Annotated in this window: 21 protein-coding genes and 1 riboswitch; of the genes, 12 read left to right on the forward strand and 9 right to left on the reverse strand. The window is 71.0% G+C overall.

Annotated elements, in window-relative coordinates; genetic code table 11:
• Positions 1 to 118 precede the first annotated feature (118 nt).
• From ACFY1J_RS08200 to ACFY1J_RS08220, 5 genes are all read left to right on the forward strand, one after another.
• Complete coding sequence (locus ACFY1J_RS08200) at positions 119 to 853, forward strand: lysophospholipid acyltransferase family protein (protein ID WP_390709192.1); 735 nt, start codon at positions 119 to 121, stop codon at positions 851 to 853.
• Between the two features lie 46 nt (positions 854 to 899).
• Positions 900 to 2135, forward strand: a complete 1236-nt coding sequence (gene macS, locus ACFY1J_RS08205; protein ID WP_390709191.1) for a MacS family sensor histidine kinase — start codon at positions 900 to 902, stop codon at positions 2133 to 2135.
• Complete coding sequence (locus tag ACFY1J_RS08210) at positions 2132 to 2809, forward strand: response regulator transcription factor (RefSeq protein WP_363297012.1); 678 nt, start codon at positions 2132 to 2134, stop codon at positions 2807 to 2809. The genes macS and ACFY1J_RS08210 overlap by 4 nt, the downstream gene beginning before the upstream one ends.
• 121 nt (positions 2810 to 2930) lie before the next feature.
• Positions 2931 to 3959 carry a 6-phosphofructokinase gene (locus tag ACFY1J_RS08215; protein ID WP_390709190.1) on the forward strand — a complete coding sequence of 343 codons (1029 nt, stop codon included), beginning with the start codon at positions 2931 to 2933 and terminating at the stop codon, positions 3957 to 3959.
• Between the two features lie 61 nt (positions 3960 to 4020).
• Positions 4021 to 4242, forward strand: coding sequence for a hypothetical protein (locus ACFY1J_RS08220; RefSeq protein WP_390709189.1), 222 nt, complete (start codon positions 4021 to 4023; stop codon positions 4240 to 4242).
• Between the two features lie 29 nt (positions 4243 to 4271).
• Here the strand turns inward: ACFY1J_RS08220 and ACFY1J_RS08225 are convergent, their stop codons facing one another.
• Together ACFY1J_RS08225 and ACFY1J_RS08230 are read right to left on the reverse strand one after the other, a co-directional pair.
• On the reverse strand, positions 4272 to 6215 hold the full coding sequence (locus tag ACFY1J_RS08225; protein ID WP_390709188.1) for an anthranilate synthase family protein: 1944 nt from the start codon (positions 6213 to 6215) through the stop codon (positions 4272 to 4274).
• A 102-nt stretch (positions 6216 to 6317) separates the two neighbouring features.
• Positions 6318 to 6374, reverse strand: a complete 57-nt coding sequence (locus ACFY1J_RS08230) for a trp operon leader peptide (protein ID WP_078912442.1) — start codon at positions 6372 to 6374, stop codon at positions 6318 to 6320.
• Positions 6375 to 6481: 107 nt separating this feature from the next.
• Here ACFY1J_RS08230 and ACFY1J_RS08235 point away from each other — a divergent pair, with 107 nt between their 5' ends.
• Both ACFY1J_RS08235 and ACFY1J_RS08240 read left to right on the forward strand, forming a co-directional pair.
• Entirely contained in the window at positions 6482 to 7834 is a 1353-nt protein-coding gene (locus tag ACFY1J_RS08235) for a class II 3-deoxy-7-phosphoheptulonate synthase (RefSeq protein WP_363297015.1), read from the forward strand.
• Positions 7835 to 7994: 160 nt separating this feature from the next.
• A complete protein-coding gene (locus ACFY1J_RS08240; RefSeq protein ID WP_390730901.1) occupies positions 7995 to 8234 on the forward strand; it encodes a bacterioferritin-associated ferredoxin in 240 nt (79 codons plus the stop codon).
• Here ACFY1J_RS08240 and bfr read toward each other — a convergent pair.
• On the reverse strand, positions 8231 to 8710 hold the full coding sequence (bfr, locus tag ACFY1J_RS08245) for a bacterioferritin (RefSeq protein WP_390709186.1): 480 nt from the start codon (positions 8708 to 8710) through the stop codon (positions 8231 to 8233). The genes ACFY1J_RS08240 and bfr overlap by 4 nt on opposite strands.
• A gap of 175 nt (positions 8711 to 8885) precedes the next feature.
• On the opposite strand from bfr, the gene ACFY1J_RS08250 reads away from it, so the two are divergent.
• Complete coding sequence (locus ACFY1J_RS08250) at positions 8886 to 9518, forward strand: sulfite oxidase-like oxidoreductase (RefSeq protein WP_390709185.1); 633 nt, start codon at positions 8886 to 8888, stop codon at positions 9516 to 9518.
• An 18-nt stretch (positions 9519 to 9536) separates the two neighbouring features.
• Here ACFY1J_RS08250 and ACFY1J_RS08255 read toward each other — a convergent pair whose 3' ends face one another.
• The 6 genes from ACFY1J_RS08255 to thiO form a co-directional block, all read right to left on the reverse strand.
• Positions 9537 to 10061, reverse strand: a complete 525-nt coding sequence (locus tag ACFY1J_RS08255; RefSeq protein ID WP_390709184.1) for a DUF4396 domain-containing protein — start codon at positions 10059 to 10061, stop codon at positions 9537 to 9539.
• Positions 10062 to 10137: 76 nt separating this feature from the next.
• Positions 10138 to 11031: a deoxyribonuclease IV gene (locus ACFY1J_RS08260; RefSeq protein ID WP_390709183.1), complete on the reverse strand. Its 894-nt coding sequence runs from the start codon at positions 11029 to 11031 to the stop codon at positions 10138 to 10140.
• A gap of 47 nt (positions 11032 to 11078) precedes the next feature.
• Positions 11079 to 13004 (reverse strand): Stk1 family PASTA domain-containing Ser/Thr kinase, encoded by a 1926-nt coding sequence (pknB, locus tag ACFY1J_RS08265; RefSeq protein WP_390709182.1) that lies wholly within the window; start codon positions 13002 to 13004, stop codon positions 11079 to 11081.
• Positions 13005 to 13248: 244 nt separating this feature from the next.
• The gene (locus tag ACFY1J_RS08270; protein WP_390709181.1) at positions 13249 to 14043 is read right to left on the reverse strand and encodes a thiazole synthase; all 795 of its coding nucleotides are present in this window, start codon (positions 14041 to 14043) and stop codon (positions 13249 to 13251) included.
• 3 nt (positions 14044 to 14046) lie between these two features.
• A complete protein-coding gene (thiS, locus tag ACFY1J_RS08275) occupies positions 14047 to 14247 on the reverse strand; it encodes a sulfur carrier protein ThiS (RefSeq protein ID WP_390709180.1) in 201 nt (66 codons plus the stop codon).
• Positions 14244 to 15428 (reverse strand): glycine oxidase ThiO, encoded by a 1185-nt coding sequence (gene thiO, locus ACFY1J_RS08280; protein WP_390709179.1) that lies wholly within the window; start codon positions 15426 to 15428, stop codon positions 14244 to 14246. Before thiO ends, thiS begins: the two co-directional genes overlap by 4 nt.
• A riboswitch (TPP riboswitch) is annotated at positions 15426 to 15537 on the reverse strand. Its footprint overlaps the gene before it by 3 nt.
• 158 nt (positions 15538 to 15695) lie before the next feature.
• Here thiO and ACFY1J_RS08285 point away from each other — a divergent pair.
• From ACFY1J_RS08285 to metF, 4 genes are all read left to right on the forward strand, one after another.
• On the forward strand, positions 15696 to 16928 hold the full coding sequence (locus ACFY1J_RS08285; protein WP_390709178.1) for an NAD(P)/FAD-dependent oxidoreductase: 1233 nt from the start codon (positions 15696 to 15698) through the stop codon (positions 16926 to 16928).
• Positions 16929 to 16992: 64 nt separating this feature from the next.
• Positions 16993 to 17358: an Rv2175c family DNA-binding protein gene (locus ACFY1J_RS08290; RefSeq protein ID WP_263207802.1), complete on the forward strand. Its 366-nt coding sequence runs from the start codon at positions 16993 to 16995 to the stop codon at positions 17356 to 17358.
• Positions 17359 to 17492: 134 nt separating this feature from the next.
• Positions 17493 to 18146: a thiamine phosphate synthase gene (gene thiE / locus ACFY1J_RS08295; protein WP_390709177.1), complete on the forward strand. Its 654-nt coding sequence runs from the start codon at positions 17493 to 17495 to the stop codon at positions 18144 to 18146.
• A 121-nt stretch (positions 18147 to 18267) separates the two neighbouring features.
• Positions 18268 to 19191 (forward strand): methylenetetrahydrofolate reductase [NAD(P)H], encoded by a 924-nt coding sequence (gene metF, locus ACFY1J_RS08300; RefSeq protein WP_390709176.1) that lies wholly within the window; start codon positions 18268 to 18270, stop codon positions 19189 to 19191.
• The last annotated feature ends 9 nt before the right edge of the window (positions 19192 to 19200 follow it).

The following is a 19200-nucleotide window of genomic DNA, read 5'->3' on the forward strand; positions in this document are numbered from 1 at the left end:
GAACGACTCCGGTGTGCTTCACCGTACGCGACCGCACTGACACCGACCAGGGTCGTCGGTCCCTTTGCGAGCGCTCCGGGTTAAGGTCTGATCGACGGAAACAGGAGGCACTCGGTTGTTGTACGGCACGATGAAGGTCGCCATCGGGGGACCGCTGAAGGTCGCCTTCAGACCCTGGGTGGAAGGCCTGGAGAACATTCCCGCCGAGGGCGCCGCCATCCTGGCGAGCAACCATCTCTCGTTCTCGGACTCGTTCTTCCTGCCCGCGGTCCTCGACCGCAAGGTCACCTTCATTGCGAAGGCGGAGTACTTCACGACGCCCGGCGTGAAGGGACGGCTGACGGCGGCCTTCTTCAAGGGCGTCGGCCAGCTCCCGGTGGACCGCTCCGGCGCGCGCGGCGCGGGCGAGGCGGCGATCAAGAGTGGCGTAGAGGTCCTGGAGCGCGGTGAGCTGTTCGGTATCTATCCGGAGGGCACGCGCTCGCCCGACGGCCGCCTCTACCGCGGCAAGCCCGGCGGCCTCGCCCGCGTGGCACTCGCCACCGGCGCGCCCGTCATCCCCGTCGCGATGATCGACACCGAGAAGATCCAGCCGCCCGGGAAGGTCGTCCCGAAGCTGATGCGGCCCGGCATCCGCATCGGCAAGCCGATCGACTTCAGCCGCTACCAGGGCATGGAGCACGACCGCTTCGTGCTCCGCGCGGTGACCGACGAGGTCATGTACGAGATCATGAAGCTCTCCGGCCAGGAGTACGTCGACATCTACGCGACCGCCGCCAAGCGGCAGATCGCGGAGGCGGCGAAGGCCTCGAAGGAAGCCGAGAAGGCGGAGAAGCAGAAGAAGGAATCCTAGACAGGGGGCCGGGCGGGGGAGTCCGGGACCGGGGGTGGGGGAGCGCGTGCCGAAGCGCGAGAAGGTCATGAGGATGTCGGTCGAGCTGCCGCTGTGGCGTGCGCTCGCCGGCTACCGGGTCCTGACGATGCTGTACGCGGTCGGCCTGTTCGCCTCCGCGTACCACGACTACGACCGCCCCGTCGTCGCCATCGCCTACTACGTCCTGCTGTGCGCCTGGACGCTCGCCACGCTGCCCCGGGTGCGCAACGCGGTGGCCTGCACCAAGCGCTTCCTCGCCGTGGACCTCGCGGTCGCCCTCACCGGTATCGTCCTCACCCCGTGGGTGGTCACCGACCACCACATCGACCGCGGCGGCCCCACCCTGCCGTCGATCTGGACGGCCGGCTCGGTCCTCGCCTTCGCCATCAAGGGCGGCTGGCGCTGGGCCGCGTTCGCCTCCACGCCCGTCGCCGTCGCCAACCTCATCGAGCGCGGCAGGCCGGCCCGCGACACCGTCCACAACGTGATCCTCGTCTGGGTTGCCTCCATCGCCATCGGATACGTCGTCGAGGTCGCCCGGGCCTCCGAGCGCACCCTCGCCCGTGCCCTGGAGATCGAGGCCGCCACCCGGGAGCGGGAGCGGCTGGCCCGGGACATCCACGACAGCGTGCTGCAGGTGCTGGCGATGGTGCAGCGGCGCGGCGCGGTCATCGGCGGGGAGGCGGCCGAGCTGGGCCGGATGGCGGGGGAGCAGGAGGCGGCGCTGCGCGCGCTCGTCTCCGGTGGTCTGGTGCCGGTCCCGCGCGTGTCGTACGACGCCGCCGAGGGGGCGGTCGTACGGACCGTGGAGGAGCCCGACGACACCGCGGGGCCGGTCGACCTGCGCACCCTGCTCGTCCCGTACGCCGGTGCCCGGGTGAGCTTCGCCGAGCCCGGCGCCCCGGTGCCGCTGCCGCCCGGTGCGGCCAGGGAGTTGGCGGCCGCCGTCGGCGCGGCCCTGGACAATGTGCGCAGGCACGCGGGTCCGGACGCGCGGGCCTGGATCCTCGTCGAGGACGAGCCGGACGAGGTCGTGGTGACCGTCCGGGACGACGGACCCGGCATCCCCGAGGGGCGGCTCGCGCAGGCCGAGGGCGAGGGGCGGCTCGGGGTCGCCCTGTCGATCCGGGGGCGGCTGCGCGATCTCGGCGGCAGCGCCGAGCTGGTCTCGACTCCGGGGCAGGGCACGGAAGTCGAGTTGAAGGTACCCAAGACCCCGAAGGACCCGGACGTCTCCCGGGGGAAGGCGGAGAAACGATGACGCAGCGGCAGGGCCCGATCAAGGTGATGGTGGTCGACGACCACCCCATGTGGCGCGACGCGGTCGCCCGCGACCTGACCGAGTCCGGCTTCGAGGTGGTCGCCACCGCCGGGGACGGCGAGCAGGCGGTGCGCCGCGCGAGGGCCGCAGCACCGGACGTCCTCGTCCTGGACCTCAACCTGCCCGCCAAGCCCGGCGTCCAGGTCTGCAAGGAACTCGTCGGCGCCAACCCCGCGTTGCGCGTTCTGGTGCTGTCGGCGAGCGGCGAGCACGCCGACGTACTGGAGGCCGTGAAGTCGGGCGCGACCGGCTATCTCCTCAAGTCGGCCTCCACCGAGGAACTGCTGGACGCGGTGCGCCGTACGGCGGTCGGCGACCCGGTGTTCACCCCCGGCCTCGCCGGTCTGGTCCTCGGCGAGTACCGCAGGCTCGCCTCCGAGCCCGCGCCCGCCGCCGACGCCGACGAGCCGGGGGCGCCCCGGCTGACCGAGCGTGAGACCGAGGTGCTGCGGCTGGTCGCCAAGGGCCTGAGCTACAAGCAGATCGCCGAACGCCTGGTCATCTCCCACCGCACGGTCCAGAACCACGTCCAGAACACCCTCGGCAAGCTCCAGTTGCACAACCGGGTCGAGCTGGTGCGGTACGCGATAGAGCGCGGGCTCGACGACGCCTGACCGGTCCCGTCAACCAACCGCCTGACATTTCACCGGAATTGCGCTTCCCGCCCATCCCTGTGTGACCGGGATCACCATTAGCGTGACCTGTATCAGGCAACCGCGGCGAAGGGACTTTTCCATGCGGGTCGGAGTACTGACCGGAGGCGGCGACTGCCCGGGGCTCAACGCCGTCATCCGGGGCATCGTGCGCAAGGGCGTGCAGGAGTACGGCTATGACTTCGTCGGCTTCCGGGACGGCTGGCGGGGACCCCTCGAAGGCGACACCGTCCGCCTCGACATCCCGGCCGTGCGCGGCATCCTGCCCCGCGGCGGGACGATCCTCGGCTCCTCGCGGACCAATCCGCTCAAGCAGGAGGACGGCATCCGCCGGATCAAGGACAACCTCGCCAAGCACGAGATCGGGGCGCTCATCGCGATCGGCGGCGAGGACACCCTCGGCGTGGCCGCGCGGCTGTCCGACGAGTACGGCATGCCCTGCGTCGGCGTGCCGAAGACCATCGACAACGACATCTCCGCCACCGACTACACCTTCGGCTTCGACACCGCCGTCGGCATCGCCACGGAGGCCATCGACCGGCTGCACACCACCGCCGAGTCCCATATGCGGGTCCTGGTCTGCGAGGTGATGGGCCGTCACGCCGGCTGGATCGCCCTTCACTCCGGGCTCGCGGGCGGCGCGAACGTCATCCTCATCCCCGAGCAGCGCTTCGACCTCGACCAGGTGTGCGCCTGGATCACCTCCCGCTTCAAGGCGTCCTACGCCCCGATCGTGGTCGTCGCCGAGGGTGCCATGCCGAAGGACGGCGACATGGTGCTCAAGGACGAGTCGCTGGACTCCTTCGGGCACGTGCGGCTCTCCGGCGTCGGCGAGTGGCTGGCCAAGCAGATCGAGAAGCGCACCGGCAAGGAGGCGCGGACCACCGTCCTCGGGCACATCCAGCGCGGCGGCACCCCGAGCGCCTTCGACCGCTGGCTCGCCACCCGCTTCGGGCTGCACGCCATCGACGCGGTCCGTGACGGCGACTTCGGCAAGATGGTCGCGCTGCGCGGCACCGACATCGTCCGCGTCCCGATCGCCGAGGCCACGGCCAAGCTGAAGACCGTGGACCCGAAGCTGTACGAGGAAGTCGGCGTGTTCTTCGGCTGAACCCCGAACTCCCCAACCTCCCGAGGGGGTTGCCCGACATGCGAACGCCGCCGCGGCATCCGTGGCGGCGTTCTTCGTCGGTGGCGGCCGGCTCGGGGCGGAACCGGACGCCGGCGACTGCGTTCATGGGCGTGCCTCCGGCACGACGTGGACCGCGCAGCGCGTGCACCTCGCCGCTCGCGGCGCGGCTCAGCTCGACGTCGTGTGCGGAGAACTCCCGGAGGCCTCGTCGTCGCAGTGCGCCACGAAGCTGTACGAGGAAGTCGGCGTGTTCTTCGGCTGACCCGCGTGGGCCGGCCAAGGGCTCGCTTCTCAGCGCCGGTCGGCGAAACCCGGTCCGTCCGGCGCTGTACTCGTCCCGCGCAGCCGGCCGATCAGTTCCCGCACGATCATCGCCCCGTTCAGGGTGAGGACCGACTCGGGGTGGAACTGCACCCCGGCGAACCCGGGACCGCGCAGCGCGTGCACCTCGCCGTTCGCGGCGCGGCTCAGCTCGACGCCGTGTGCCGACAGCTCCTGGAGGGCCTCCTCGTCGCAGCGGGCCACGAAGCTGTTGTAGAAGCCGACGGTCTCCGGCCGCCCGAACAGGTCGACCGTCGTCTGCGCCCCCTGGTACGGCACCTCCTTGCGTACGATCTCCAGCCCCAGCTCGGCCGCGATCAACTCGTGCCCGAGGCAGACACCGAGGACGCCGTGCCGGTGCCCCCGGATCACCTCGGCGGTGAGCTCCCGCAGGAAGCGCATCTTCGGGTCGGCGAGGTCCGAGGGGTCACCGGGCCCGGGGCCCAGCACGACCGGGCCCTCGTGCGCGAGCACCGTCTCCCGCAGCCCCGGCTCGTCGTAGCGCCGGACGGTCACCGTCAGCCCGCTCGACCGCAGCACGTGCGCGAGCATCGCCGTGAAGGTGTCCTCCCCGTCGACGACGAGCGCATGGCCGGCGAGGGCCTCGGACCGCTCCTGCATCCGCAGCCAGAACGGCGCGAGCGAGGCCCGGCGCCCGTCCAGCGCCGCCCGCACCCGGGCGTCGTCGGCCAGCCCGGGGCGCGTGTGCTCTTCGCGGGGCCGGGAGGGCCGTACACCGAGAGCCGTCAGCACCCCCGCCGCCTTGGCGTGGGTCTCCGCGACCTCGCCCGCCGGGTCCGACCCCCGGACCAGGGTGGCGCCGACCGGGACGCGCAGCCTCCCCGCCGCGTCGATGTCCGCGGTGCGGATGAGGATCGGGGAGTCCAGCGTCTGGGCACCGCCCGGGTCGCGGCCGATCAGGGCCAGCGCGCCCGCGTAGTAGCCGCGGCCCCCGACCTCGTGCCGCTCGATGACCCGGCACGCGTTCTGCACCGGCGAGCCGGTGACCGTGGCGGCGAACATGGTCTCCTTCAGGACCTCCCGCACATCCAGGGAGGACTTGCCGCGCAGCTCGTACTCGGTGTGCGCGAGGTGCGCCATCTCCTTCAGCCGCGGGCCGACCACCACCCCGCCCATGTCACCGACCGTGCACATCATCTTGAGCTCCTCGTCGACCACCATCGACAGCTCCTCGATCTCCTTGCCGTCGGCGAGGAAGTCCAGCAGGTGCTCGGGCGTCGGGCCGCCGTCCGGGTAGCGGTACGTGCCGCTGATCGGGTTCATGACGACCGTGCCGCCGGACATCCGGACGTGCACCTCCGGGCTCGCCCCGACCAGCGTGCGCCCACCCGTCTCCCACCGCCGCCCTTCCAGGGAAGGCCCTTCAGGCCCTTTTTGATCTCCGGTGTGGATGACGAACGTCCAGTACGCGCCCCGCTCACCCTCCAGCAGCCGCCGGAACAGCGCGAGGGCGTCCGCGCGTCCGAACCCCGGGATCTCACCCCCGTACGTCCGCCGGATGACGAAGTTCGCACCCTCGCCCCGCCCGATCTCGTCGCGCAGCACCCGGCCGACGATCTCGCCGTACTCCTCGTCGTCGACGTCGAAGCCCCCGCCCTCGACCCGCACCTCGTGCGCGGGCAGTTGCGCCAGGGCGTCGGCCAGCGGCAGGGTCCGGGTCTCCTCGGGGATCAGCACGGCCAGCGGTGTGCCGTCGTCGCGCACGTCGAAGCCGCGTTCACGGATCTGCCGGAAGGGGACGAGCGCGAGGCCCTCGTCGGGCAGGTCCGCGAGCCGGTCGTACGTGGTGACGGGGCCCAGGAACACCTCCACGGTGTTCTCGTCACGGCCCGGGGTGCGGCGGCGGAGCAGGGCGAAGGGACGTGGGTCGGACAGCAGGTCCAGCAGGTTCATGGGTCGGTGATCCTTCTCGATCTTCTTGACGGAGAGGAACGACCCCGGAAACGCCGAAGGCCGCCCCTCGGGCGGCCTTCGCGAAGTCTTGCGTACGCGCAGTCAGTGGGCCGCCGGATGAGCGGTCCACCACCAGTTCTGGGTCGAAAGCGCGAACATGCGGTGCACCTTACCCGATCTCCGGCGCGTCCACAGGTGAGCGCACGACCGTCTCACCTGTCGAGCCGGGAGAAAACGACGCGACACGACCCCGTAGTGTTGAGTGCGTGACCGTGAACGCTAAGACCAGCGCGAGCGCTGGCAACACCTGGCGAGACCTGCCCGCGGCGCAGCAGCCCGAGTACCCCGACGCCGAGGCTCTGCGCGCAGCGATCGCGGACCTCGAGTCGTATCCGCCGCTCGTCTTCGCGGGCGAGTGCGACCAGCTGCGCGCCCGGTTGGCTGCTGTCGCCAAGGGAGAGGCGTTCCTCCTCCAGGGCGGCGACTGCGCCGAGGCCTTCGACGCGGTGTCCGCCGACCACATCCGCAACAAGCTCAAGACGCTGCTCCAGATGGGCGCCGTGCTGACGTACGCCGCCTCGGTGCCCGTGGTGAAGGTCGGCCGTATCGCCGGCCAGTACTCCAAGCCGCGCTCCAAGCCGACCGAGACCCGCGACGGCGTCACGCTGCCGGTGTACCGGGGCGACTCCGTGAACGGCTTCGACTTCACCGAGGCGAGCCGGATCCCGGACCCCGAGCGGCTGAAGCGGATGTACCACGCGTCCGCCTCGACGCTGAACCTGGTGCGCGCCTTCACCACCGGCGGTTACGCGGACCTGCGCCAGGTGCACGCCTGGAACCAGGACTTCGTGCGTTCGTCCCCGTCCGGCCAGCGCTACGAGCAGCTGGCCCGCGAGATCGACAACGCGCTGAACTTCATGCACGCCTGCGGGGCCGACCCGGAGGAGTTCAAGACCGTCGAGTTCTACTCCTCGCACGAGGCGCTGCTGCTGGCCTACGAGTCCGCCCTGACCAGGGTCGACTCCCGCACCGGCAAGCTGTACGACGTCTCCGGGCACATGGTGTGGATCGGTGAGCGCACCCGGCAGCTGGACCATGCGCACATCGAGTTCGCCTCGAAGATCCGCAACCCGATCGGCATCAAGCTCGGCCCGACCACCACGGCCGAGGAGGCGCTGCAGTACATCGACCGCCTCGACCCCGAGCGCGAGCCGGGCCGGCTGACCTTCATCGTCCGCATGGGCGCCGACAAGATCCGCGACAAGCTTCCCGAGCTGGTCGAGAAGGTCACGGCGTCCGGCGCCGCGGTGGCCTGGGTGACCGACCCGATGCACGGCAACACCTTCGAGGCGGCCTCCGGCCACAAGACCCGCCGCTTCGACGACGTGCTCGACGAGGTCAAGGGCTTCTTCGAGGTCCACAAGGCGCTGGGCACCCACCCGGGCGGCATCCACGTAGAGCTCACCGGTGACGATGTCACCGAGTGCGTGGGCGGCGGCGACGAGATCTTCGTCGACGACCTGCACCAGCGCTACGAGACGGCCTGCGACCCGCGCCTGAACCGCAGCCAGTCGCTCGACCTGGCGTTCCTCGTCGCCGAGATGTACCGGGACCAGTGACGGACCTGCCCGTCAGGGACAAGTGAAGTGGGGCGCGGATCACATACGATCCGCGCCCCTTCCCACTTTTGCGGTTCCTGAATGATGGGTAAGGTTAGGTTTGCCTCACCGATCACACGGGACGGCGCCAGTTATCGATCCCGTCGGGAGGTGAATCCGCGTGTACGTGTGCAGCTGCTTCGGTGTGACCGAGGCGCAGGTCAAGAAGCACGCGGAGGACGGCGCGTGCACCCCGCGCCAGATCGCCTCGCAGTGCAAGGCAGGCACGGACTGCGGTTCGTGCGTACGGCGCATCCAGTCGATCCTCGGCCGTGGCGCTTGCCCGCGCCGTGAGCTGGCCGACCAGGGCAGGCCGATCCTGGCCGAGCTCGACGGGGCCGAGCCGGCCGCGGCCGCCTAGCTCTCCGGCTGTTCGATCAGCTGCGCGATGTAGAGCGCCTCACCGAGCTTCTCCACCAGCTCCAGCTGGGTGTCCAGGTAGTCGATGTGGTGCTCCTCGTCGGCGAGGATGTCCTCGAAGATGTTCGCGGACGTGATGTCGCCCTTCTCGCGCATCACCTTGATCCCGCGCCTGAGCCGGTCGATCGCCTCCACCTCGATCTCCCGGTCCGCGTCGAACATCTCCCGGACGGTCTGCCCCACCCGCACATGGAACAGCCGCTGGTAGTTCGGCAGCCCTTCCAGGAACAGGATGCGGTCGGTGAGCACCTCGGCGTGCTTCATCTCGTCGAACGACTCGTGGCGCGTGTACTTGGCGAGCTTCGTCCAGCCGAAGTTCTCCTGCATCTTCGCGTGCAGGAAGTACTGGTTGATCGCGGTGAGCTCACCGGTGAGCTGCTCGTTGAGGAATTCGATGACCTCGGGATCGCCCTGCATCGCACGGGCTCCTTCCGCATGGGGGAAATGGGAGGCTGCGGCCGCATGATTGCACCGGCGTCGAAGATCGTCCAGTAAGTGCGTACTTAGTAAGTAAGCGCAGAGTTGTCGTTGTTTGTCCGATTTGGGGCAGGGCTGGTCAAGTGCACTGCTCCGGGTCTGTCAGGATGGAGTCATGGGTCATCCGGTGGAGCGCGCATCTGGAGAAGCGGCAGGGTCCGAGCTTCCGCCGGGGCAGCGACTGCAGCGCGGCTGGCCCGTCACGCACTATGGCCCGGTACCCAAGTTCCGGCCCGAGCGCTGGGAGTTCAGGGTCTTCGGTGCCACCGCCGACGGTGAGAAGCACTGCTGGAACCACGAGGAGTTCACGGCCCTGCCCTACACCACCGTCATGGCCGATCTGCACTGCGTGACGAAATACAGCATGCTCGGCGCGGAATGGGGCGGCATCCCGGCCCGGACGATCCTGGAGATCGCCCCGCCCGCGACCGACGCCACCCATGTGATGGTCTGGGCGGAGTACGGCTTCAGCTCGAACCTGCGCCTCGTGGACTTCGCCTCCGACCGCTCGATCTTCGCCACCCACAAGGACGGTGAACTCCTCACCGCCGAGCACGGCTTCCCGGTCCGCCTCGTGGTGCCCCACCTCTACGCCTGGAAGGGCCCCAAGTGGGTCCGCGGCGTGGAGTACATGACCGCCGACCGCCGCGGCTTCTGGGAGGAGCGCGGGTACCACAACATCGGCGACCCCTGGAAGGAACAGCGCTACTCCTACCAGGAGGAGCCCGGGGACGGCCCCGAGCTCTGACATCTCCCGGCGGTCCGCTCAGTGGTGGTACTGGTGCACCACCGCATGGCCCTTGCCCCGGCCGATCGTCCACTTGTTGACCGGCGTCGTGACCACGAAGGCCACCACGAGCGAGATCAGCAGCGAGCCCCAGAACAGCAGGTCGTCCAGCTGCGCGTCCATCGCGTCCGGCCACAGCGCGATCACGCCGTTGTCGATCAGCTCCATCACCGCGATCGACAGGGTGTCCGCGGCCAGCGCCACCCGCAAGGCGGTGCGGAAGTCGACGCCCGCCTTCAGCACCCCGCGCAGGGTGAGCGAGTAGCCGAAGAAGAAGGCCAGCACGATCGCCAGGATCATGGTCGGCAGATTCCCCCACCCGAGCGCCGTTCCCACGGCCATGCCCAGCACCTCGCCGATGGCGCAGCCGGTGAGGCAGTGCAGGGTGGCCCGGGCGGCGACGGACCAGGTGGCTAGGGCCGGCCCGTGGTGGTGGGCGTGCGCGCGCGGGTGCGTGTCCGCGTGCGCGTGCGTTTCCGCGTGTGCGTGTGCCTCGTGCTGCATGAGTGCCCCCAATGTCAGGTGACGGTTCCTGCACCGAGCAGGAACCGTATACCCCCCTGGGGTATTCCTCAATGCGTTATCCGTCGCGCAGTTTCTTCAGCCGCTCCACATCCGCCGCATGCCCTTCCTTCCCGCCGGGCGTCTCGATGATCAGCGGTACGCCCTCGGTCGCGGGGTGCGTCATCAGGGCCCTGAACGGGTCCTCGCCGATATGGCCGGAGCCGATGTTCTCGTGGCGGTCCTTGTGCGCGCCCACCACGTCCTTGGAGTCGTTGGCGTGGATCAGCTTCAGCCGGCCCTCGCCGACCGTGCCGACCAGCAGGTCCAGCGTCCGGTGCATGCCGTCCGGGCCGGTCAGATCGTGCCCGGCGGCGAAGATGTGACAGGTGTCCAGGCACACGCCCAACTTCGGATGCGCGTCCAGCGCCTCGAAGTACGGCCCGAAGTCCCAGGTGCGGGAGCAGAGCGAGGAGCCCTGCCCGGCGGTCGACTCCAGCAGCAGGAACGGATCGTCGTCGTGGGTGAGCTCGTCCAGCAGCGGCAGCATGTGCTCGCGCACCTGCTTCAGCGCCACCGCCCGCTCCCGGCCGCCGGTCGCGCTTCCCGTGTGCACGACGACCCCCAGCGCGCCGATCTCCCGCCCGCGCCGCAGCGAGTGCCGCAGGGACTCCACCGACCTCTCGACGGTCGCCTCGGTGTGCGAGCCGAAGTTGATCAGGTACGGGGCGTGCACATACGCGGGGACCGACTCCTCGGCGCACGCCGCCCGGAACGCCTCGTCCTGGCGCGGGCTGCCCGCCGGGGTGGCCCAGCCGCGCGGGTTGGCGACGAAGACCTGCACGGTCTCGGCCTTGAGGTCACGGGCGTACGACAGGCCCACGGAGTGCAGGCCGCCGGCCACGGGGACATGACCGCCGACGGGGTTGCGGGAGGGGCCGGGGACGGCACCGGAGGAATGCTGACTGCTCACCTGTTCAGGGTGTCACGCCCCCAGGTCGCCCCGACCGGCTGCTCCCGTCACCGGATGGTGATCGTGATCGTCGATCCCTTGGGCGCCGTGTCGCCGCCCGCGACCGACTGCTTCTTCACCGTGTCCCCGAACAGCCCGAGCAGCCCGCGGTCCTCGTCGACCTTGAAGCCGGCGCCCTCCAGCGCCTTGTGCGCGTCGTCGACGCTGTCCCCGACCACGTCCGGGACCTCGATCATCTCCGGGCCCTTGGAGATCGTCAGCGTCACCGTGTCACCCTCGGCGGCCCGACTGTCGCCCACCGGGGTCTGCCGGGCGACCTTGCCCTTGTCGTACTCGGAGTTCACCTGCTGCGCGGCGATCTCCACCTTGAGACCGGCGTTCTCCAGCTCCTGCTGGGCGTCGGCCAGGTCGTCGCCGGTGACGTCCGGGACGTCGATCGGGCTGCCCTTGCTGACGACCAGTGCGATCGCCGAGCCCGCGTGCCGCTTCGTACCGGCCGTCGGGTCGGTGCTGATCACCGAGCCCCTGGCGACGCTGTCGCTGAACTCCCGGGTCACCATCCCGGGCTCCAGCCCGTCCGCCGTCAGCCGGGCCCTGGCCTTCGCCAGCGGGATGCCCTGGACGTCGGGCACGTTCACGGTCTCCGGGCCCTTCGAGATGATCAGCGTCACCGCGTTGTGGCCGCGGATCCGGGTGCCGGTCGCCGGGTCGGTGCGGATCACCGTGCCCCGCTTCACCGTGTCGTCGTAGGCGCGCTCGACCTTGACGTCGAGCCCAGCCTCGCTCAGCCGCGCCTTCGCCTCCGCCTCGGTCTTCGCTAGCAGCGGCGGGACCCGGGTGAACTGACCGGAGTTGATGTACCAGACACCGGCGCCGACACCGAAGACCAGCAGCACGGCGGCGATGACCGTGAGCAGCGTGCGCCGTGGCCGGGCCGGGCCGCGCCGGTCGGGCACGGGCGGGGCCTGCAGCCGGCTGGTGCGGTCGACGGCCCCCACCGGGTCGTCGTCCTCGTTGACCGGCAGCAGCCGGGGCACGGTCAGCGAGCGCGGGATCACGCTCGTACGGTCCTCGGCGATGTCGTGCTCCGCGGAGAGCGCCTGCGGCGGCACGGCGTCCAACTGCTCGTCGGTGAGCCCCGCGCGGGCCTCGCGGAGCCGGGCCAGCAGCGCCACGGCGTCCTGCGGCCTGAGGTCCGGGGTGCGCGCGGCGGCCGCGGCCACCAGCTCGTCCAGCTCGTACGGCAGTCCGGGCACGGTGGCCGAGGGCGGCGGCACGTCCTCGTGGATGTGCTTGTAGAGCACCGTGGCCGGGGAGTCCCCGGCGTGCGGCTTCTCGCCGGTCAGCATCTCGTACAGGACGACACCGCACGCGTACACGTCCACCCGCGGGTCGGCCGTGCCGTGCTCGATCTGCTCCGGCGCGAGATAGGAGACGGTGCCCAGCACGGTGCCCGTGGTGTTCGTCACCGTGTCCACGGACCGCACCAGACCGAAGTCGGCGACCTTGACCCGCCCGTCGTCTCCTATCAACACGTTCTCGGGCTTCATGTCCCGGTGCACGAACCCGGCGCGGTGCGCGCCGCCGAGCGCGGCGAGCACCGGCTCCAGGATGTCCAGCGCCGCACGCGGCTGCAGCGCACCGCGCTCGCGCAGCACGTCACGCAGCGTGCACCCGGCGATGTACTCCATCGCGAGATACACATACGACCCGTCGGCCCCCTGGTCGAAGACCTGCACCACGTTGGGGTGCGCCAGCCGCGCCACGGACTTCGCCTCGCGGATGAACCGCTCCACGAACGACCCGTCGGCCGCCAGCGTCGGATGCATCACCTTGAGCGCGAGCACCCGGTCCAGACGGGTGTCCAGGGCCCGGTAGACCGTGGCCATCCCGCCGACCGCGATCCGCGCCTCGACGCGATAACGGCCGTCGAGCACCTGCCCGACGAGAGGGTCCTGAAGGGTCGTATCCACGCAGGTGAGTGTACGAGCCGCGACCGACAGGGCCGGAGGTTACGCCGTTCCGGGGACGGAATGCAGCAGAGCTGTGACTGTTGCGCGACTGGGGGGTGTCGTTTGGATCATCCCGGCGTCGCGGGCCCTGGCACGCGCTCCCCCAAGCTCTTCGAGCAGGGGGGACCGGGCACCCCCATGACCCCGCTCGGGGTCGGCCAGACCGCACCGTTCGTGACGGCCGGCCTGATCCAAACGACACCCCCTAGAACGCAGGGCGCTCGGGATCCAGGTGCGCGCGCCCCTCGGTGGGGGAGGAGGCCTCCGCGAAGTGCCGGGGCGGGATGCGGCCCGCCCGGCGTGCCAGGCGGCCCGCCTCCACCGCGTGCTTCATCGCCTCCGCCATCAGCACCGGCTCCTGGGCCCGCGTCACCGCCGAGGCGAGCATCACACCCGCGCACCCCAGCTCCATCGCCAGCGCCACGTCCGACGCCGTACCGGCCCCCGCGTCCAGGATCACCGGCACGCGCGCGTGCTCGACGATCAGCTGGAAGTTGTGCGGATTGCGGATGCCGAGCCCGGAGCCGATCGGCGAGCCCAGCGGCATGACCGCGGCGCAGCCGACGTCCTCCAGCTTCCGGGCCAGCACGGGGTCGTCATTGGTGTACGGCAGGACGGTGAAGCCGTCGTCCACCAGCGTCTCCGCCGCGTCCAGCAGCTCGACCGGATCCGGCAGCAGCGTCCGCTCGTCGGCGATGACCTCCAGCTTGATCAGATCGGTGCCCAGCGCCTCCCGCGCCAGCCGCGCCGTGAGCACGGCCTCACCCGCGGTGAAACACCCCGCCGTGTTCGGCAGCACCCGGATGCCGAGCCGCTCCAGCACCGACAGCACGGAGCCGTGCACCTCGGGATCGACCCGCCGCATCGCCACCGTCGTCAGCTCCGTGCCGGAGGCGACCAGCGCCCGCGCCAGCACATCCAGGCTGGGCGCACCGCCCGTACCCATGATCAGCCGGGACGAGAGGGGCGTACCGCCGAGGACAAAGGGATCGTCGGCCATGGGTCAGCCTCCTTGCACGGCGGTGAGGACTTCGACGCGATCTCCCTCGCAGAGGGCCGTGGCGGACCACTGCGCGCGCGGGACGACGGTTTCGTTGAGCGCGGCGGCCACGCCGCGGGGTGCCGCGGTGAGGGACCGCACAAGGGTGTCGAGAGCGGTGCCGGGCGCGATCTCCCGGCGCTCCCCGTTGACCGAGATGTTCATGCGGGCTGCTCCGAAGGGACCGGGGCCGACGCGACGGCGACTGCGGTACCGAACCGCTGCGGTGTGAAGGGGCGGGCCAGGTCCGGGAGTTCACCCGTGACCAGGACCTGCGCCATGACATCGCCGGTGACCGGTGTGAGCAGCACGCCGTTGCGGAAGTGCCCGGTGGCCATCAGCAGCCCGTCGAGCGCGGTCGGGCCGAGCATCGGCGCGTTGTCAGGGGAGCCCGGGCGCAGTCCGGCCTGCGTCTCCGTCAGCGGCAGCTCGGTGATCCCCGGCATCAGCTCATGGGCGTCCCGCAGCAGCTCGTACACACCGCCCGCGGTCACCGTCGTGTCCCAGCCCAGCTCCTCGCTCGTCGCCCCCACGACCAGCTCGCCGTTCTCCCGGGGCACCAGATAGACATGCCCGCCGCGCACCACGGCCCGCACGGTACGGCTCAGGAAGGGCGCGTACCGCCGAGGCACCGTCAGCCGCACCACCTGTCCCTTCACCGGCCGCACCGGCGGCAGCAGACCGTCCGGCACGCCCGCGAGCCGCCCGCTCAGGCTGCCGGCCGCGAGCACCACCCGGTCCGCGCCCAGGACGTCTCCCTCACGGGTGACGACACCGGCGGCCCGGTCCCGTACGACCGACAGCCGCTCCGCCCACGTGCGGTGGAACACCACCCCCGCGCGCTCGCACGCGGCCACCAGCGCGGCCGACAGCCGCCGCGGATCGATCTGATCGTCCCCGTCCACCCGCAGCCCGCCGCGCACACCGGGCGCGAGCATCGGCTCCAGGCGCCGGCACTCCCGCCCCGACAGCCACTCGGACTCCAGGCCCGACCGCAGCTGGAAGGCGTGCAGTTCGCGCAGATGGGTGCGGTCGTCGGCGTCCAGCGCGACGGCGAGCGTGCCGCACCGCCGGTAGCCGACGTCGTGGCCGGTGACCTCGGTGAGCTCGGCCACGAAGTCCGGATAGCGGCGGGCCGAGGCGAGGTTCAGGCCCAGCAGGGTCTGCTCGCCGTAGTGCAGTTCCGTGACCGCGGCCAGCATCCCGGCCGCCACCTGGGCGGCTCCGCCGCCCGGCTCGGGATCCACCACGGCGGTGACGAGCCCGCGCTGCGCGGCCCGCCAGGCCGTGACCAGGCCGATGATTCCGCCCCCCACGACGAGGACGTCTGACGTACGTGACGACATGGGCGTCCAGCCCCTCCCTTCGCCGGCATGACCCGGATCAGGTTCGTACGGTCGGAGGCCGCCAGCCTCCCTCTCAGCCCGGTGCGTCCGGGCTCCCGCGAGTGCTTGTACGGTGGCCACCCTAGCCCGCGGAGCTTCGCCCGGGTAAGGGAGCCTCCGTCCACGGCCCGATCGGGAGGCCCGGCGGGCCGGCGGAACGAACGTTGTGGAGCAGGTCACCCAGCTCGCCCCCTGACTGACAGTTTGTCAGTTGTCTATGGTGATCGGGTGAGCGAGCAGACGCAGCAACGGGGCACGTCACAGGCACGGCGCGTGGTCGTCGTCGGCGCGGGCATGGCCGGGGTGCAGACCGCGGTCGCCCTGCGGGAACAGGGCTTCACCGGCACCGTCACGCTGATCGGCGCGGAGCCGCACCAGCCCTACGACCGGCCGCCGCTGTCCAAGGCCGTGCTGCTCGGCAAGGCCGAGGGCTCCGCCTTCGACGTCGACTTCGAGTCGCTCGGCATCGAACTGCGACTGGGGTGCGAGGCGGACGGCGTGCGCCCCGCCGACCACGAGCTGGACACCGAGTCCGGGCCCGTTCCGTACGACGTCCTGGTCGTCGCGACCGGCGCCGAACCGATCCGCCTGCCCGGCACGGAGGGCGTCCCCGGAGTGCATCTGCTGCGCACCTTGGACGACGCCGAACGGCTGCGGCCCGTGCTCTCCCAGCGGCACGACATCGTGGTCGTCGGCGCGGGCTGGATCGGCGCCGAGTTCGCCACGGCCGCCCGCGAGGCGGGCTGTGCGGTGACGGTCGTCGAGGCCGCCGACCGCCCCCTCGCGGGAGCGCTTCCCGCCGAGGTGGCCGCGCCGATGACCGCCTGGTACGCCGACAGCGGAGCCGCGCTGCGCACCCACGCGCGCGTGGAGCGCATCGAGCCGGGCGCGGTGGTGCTCGACGACGGCGCGCGGCTGCCCGCGGGCGCCGTCGTGGTCGGCATCGGCGCGCGCCCCGCCACCGACTGGGTCGCCGACTCCGGCATCGAACTCGGCGCGCACCGCGAGATCGTGGCCGACGACCATCTGCGCGCCTCCACCCCCGACGTGTACGCGGTCGGCGACTGCGCTTCCTTCCCGTCGGCCCGGTACGGTGAGCGGCTGCTCGTCCACCACTGGGACAACGCCCTCCAGGGCCCGCGCACGGTGGCCGCCAACATCATCGGCGAGGCCCCGGCCGTCTACGACCCCGTGCCCTACTTCTGGTCCGAGCAGTTCGGCCGCTTCGTCCAGTACGCCGGTCACCACGCGTCCGCCGACACGCTGCTGTGGCGCGGCGACCCGCTCGGGCCCGCCTGGACCGTCTGCTGGCTCCGCGAGGACCGCCTCGTCGCCCTGCTGGCGGTGGGCCGGCCGCGGGACCTGGCCCAGGGGCGGCGGCTGATCGAGGCGGGCACGCCGGTGGTCGCCCAGCTGCTGACGGATCCGGCGCGGCCCTTGAAGCAGGCCGCGGCAGGGTAGTGAAAAAGCCCAGCTGGGACGGGCCCGGCTTCCGAGTGTCAGTCCGGGATGGCAGGCTGTTTCCGTGACCGAGATTGACGCAAAGATCGATGCTCTCGTCCCCGCCTGGCTCACGCTGCCCGACATCGCCGAACAACTCGGCGTCGAGGTGACACGTGTGCGGCAGCTGGTCAAGGAGGGCCAGCTCATCGCCGTACGCCGCGGCGAGAACCGCGCGCTGCACGTCCCCGCCGCCTTCATCGACGAGGACAAGGTGGTCAAGGGCCTGTCCGGGACCCTGACGCTGCTGCGGGACGACGGCTTCACGGACGAAGAGATGCTGGAGTGGCTCTTCACCCCCGACCCGAGCCTGCCCGGCACCCCCGCCCAGGCCCTGAGTGAGAACCGCGGCACGGAGGTGAAGCGCCGGGCCCAGGCGCTTGCCGTCTGATCCCAACACACCGATACGCCGGAACGACGTACGCCGAGGGGCCGTGGCCCGGCCCGGCCCCTCGGTGGCGTGCGCCCGCGCCGCCATCGGATCGCCTCGCACCTCTTCGTACCGACAACCGGGGGAGTCAACCCATGCCCGACACCGCCAGCGCACGTGCCCGTCTCGCCGACGCCCGGGTCTACCTCTGCACGGACGCCCGCAGACGGCAGGGCGACCTCGCCGAGTTCCTGGACGCGGTGCTGGCCGGCGGCGTCGACATCGTGCAGTTGCGGGACAAGGGCATGGAGGCGGCCGAGGAACTGGAGCACCTCCAGGTGTTCGCCGAGGCCTGCGCCCGGCACGGCAAGCTGCTCGCGGTCAACGACCGCGCGGACGTCGCCCACGCCGCCGCCTCCGACGTGCTCCACCTGGGCCAGGGGGACCTGCCGGTGCCCGCCGCCCGGGCCGTGCTCGGCGACGAGGTGCTGATCGGCCGGTCCACCCACGCCGAGTCGGAGGCCTCCGCGGCCGCGGTGCAGGAAGGCGTGGACTACTTCTGCACGGGCCCCTGCTGGCCGACCCCCACGAAGCCCGGCCGCCATGCCCCCGGCCTCGACCTGGTCCGCCACACCGCCTCCCTCGGCACCGGGCGTCCCTGGTTCGCCATCGGCGGCATCGACCTCGGCAACCTCGACGAGGTGATCGACGCGGGCGCCCGCCGGGTGGTGGTCGTCCGTGCGATCACGGAGGCGGACGACCCGGGAGCGGCGGCGGCCGAGTTCCAGAAGCGGCTGCGTCAGGTGTAGCAGCCGTCACTGTCCGTGTTCCCGCCCGCCTTCTGTCCAAGGAGTGGACAGAAAGTCGGCAAAACGGGCAAATCTCCGGCCCTCGGTTGGGCCTCCGCCCGCCCCTGGCTAACCTGCGGGTATGGCCCTCGGAACCGCATCGACCAGGACGGATCGCGCACGCACCGTGCGCGACATCCTCGGCACCGGCAAGACGACGTACTCGTTCGAGTTCTACGCGCCGAAGACCCCCAAGGGCGAGCGGAGCCTGTGGAACGCGCTGCGCAGGGTCGAGGCGGTGGCTCCGGACTTCGTCTCCGTCACCTACGGCGCCGGCGGCTCCACCCGGGCCACCACGGTCAAGGAGACCGAGCAGATCGTCGTCGACACGACGCTCACACCGGTCGCCCATCTCACCGCGGTCGACCACTCCATCGCCGAACTGCGCAACATCATCGGCCAGTACGCCGACGCCGGCATCCGCAACATGCTCGCCGTGCGCGGCGACCCGCCCGGCGACCCGATGGGCGATTGGGTGCCGCACCCCAAGGGCCTGACCTACGCGGCCGAACTCGTCCGTCTCATCAAGGAGTCGGGCGACTTCTGCGTGGGCGTCGCCGCCTTCCCGGAGATGCACCCGCGCTCCAGCGACTGGGACACGGACGTCGAGCACTTCGTCGACAAGTGCCGCGCGGGCGCCGACTACGCGATCACGCAGATGTTCTTCCAGCCGGATTCCTATCTGCGGCTGCGTGACCGGGTCGTGGCCGCGGGCTGCGAGACCCCGGTCATCCCCGAGGTCCTGCCGGTCACGAGCGTGAAGATGCTGGAGCGGCTGCCCAAGCTCAGCAACGCCATGTTCCCGGAAGCCCTGAAAGAGCGGATCCTCACAGCAAAAGACGATCCGGCGGCGGTACGCTCCATTGGCATCGAGTTCGCCACGGAGTTCTGCGCACGGCTGCTGGCCGAGGGAGTCCCCGGACTGCACTTCATCACGCTCAACAACTCCACGGCACCGCTGGAAATCTACGAGAACCTGGGCCTGCACCACCCCCCGCAGGCCTAGACCGGCCGC

It is taken from the genome of Streptomyces sp. NPDC001406 (assembly GCF_042895285.1).
Taxonomy (GTDB): Bacteria; Actinomycetota; Actinomycetes; order Streptomycetales; family Streptomycetaceae; genus Streptomyces.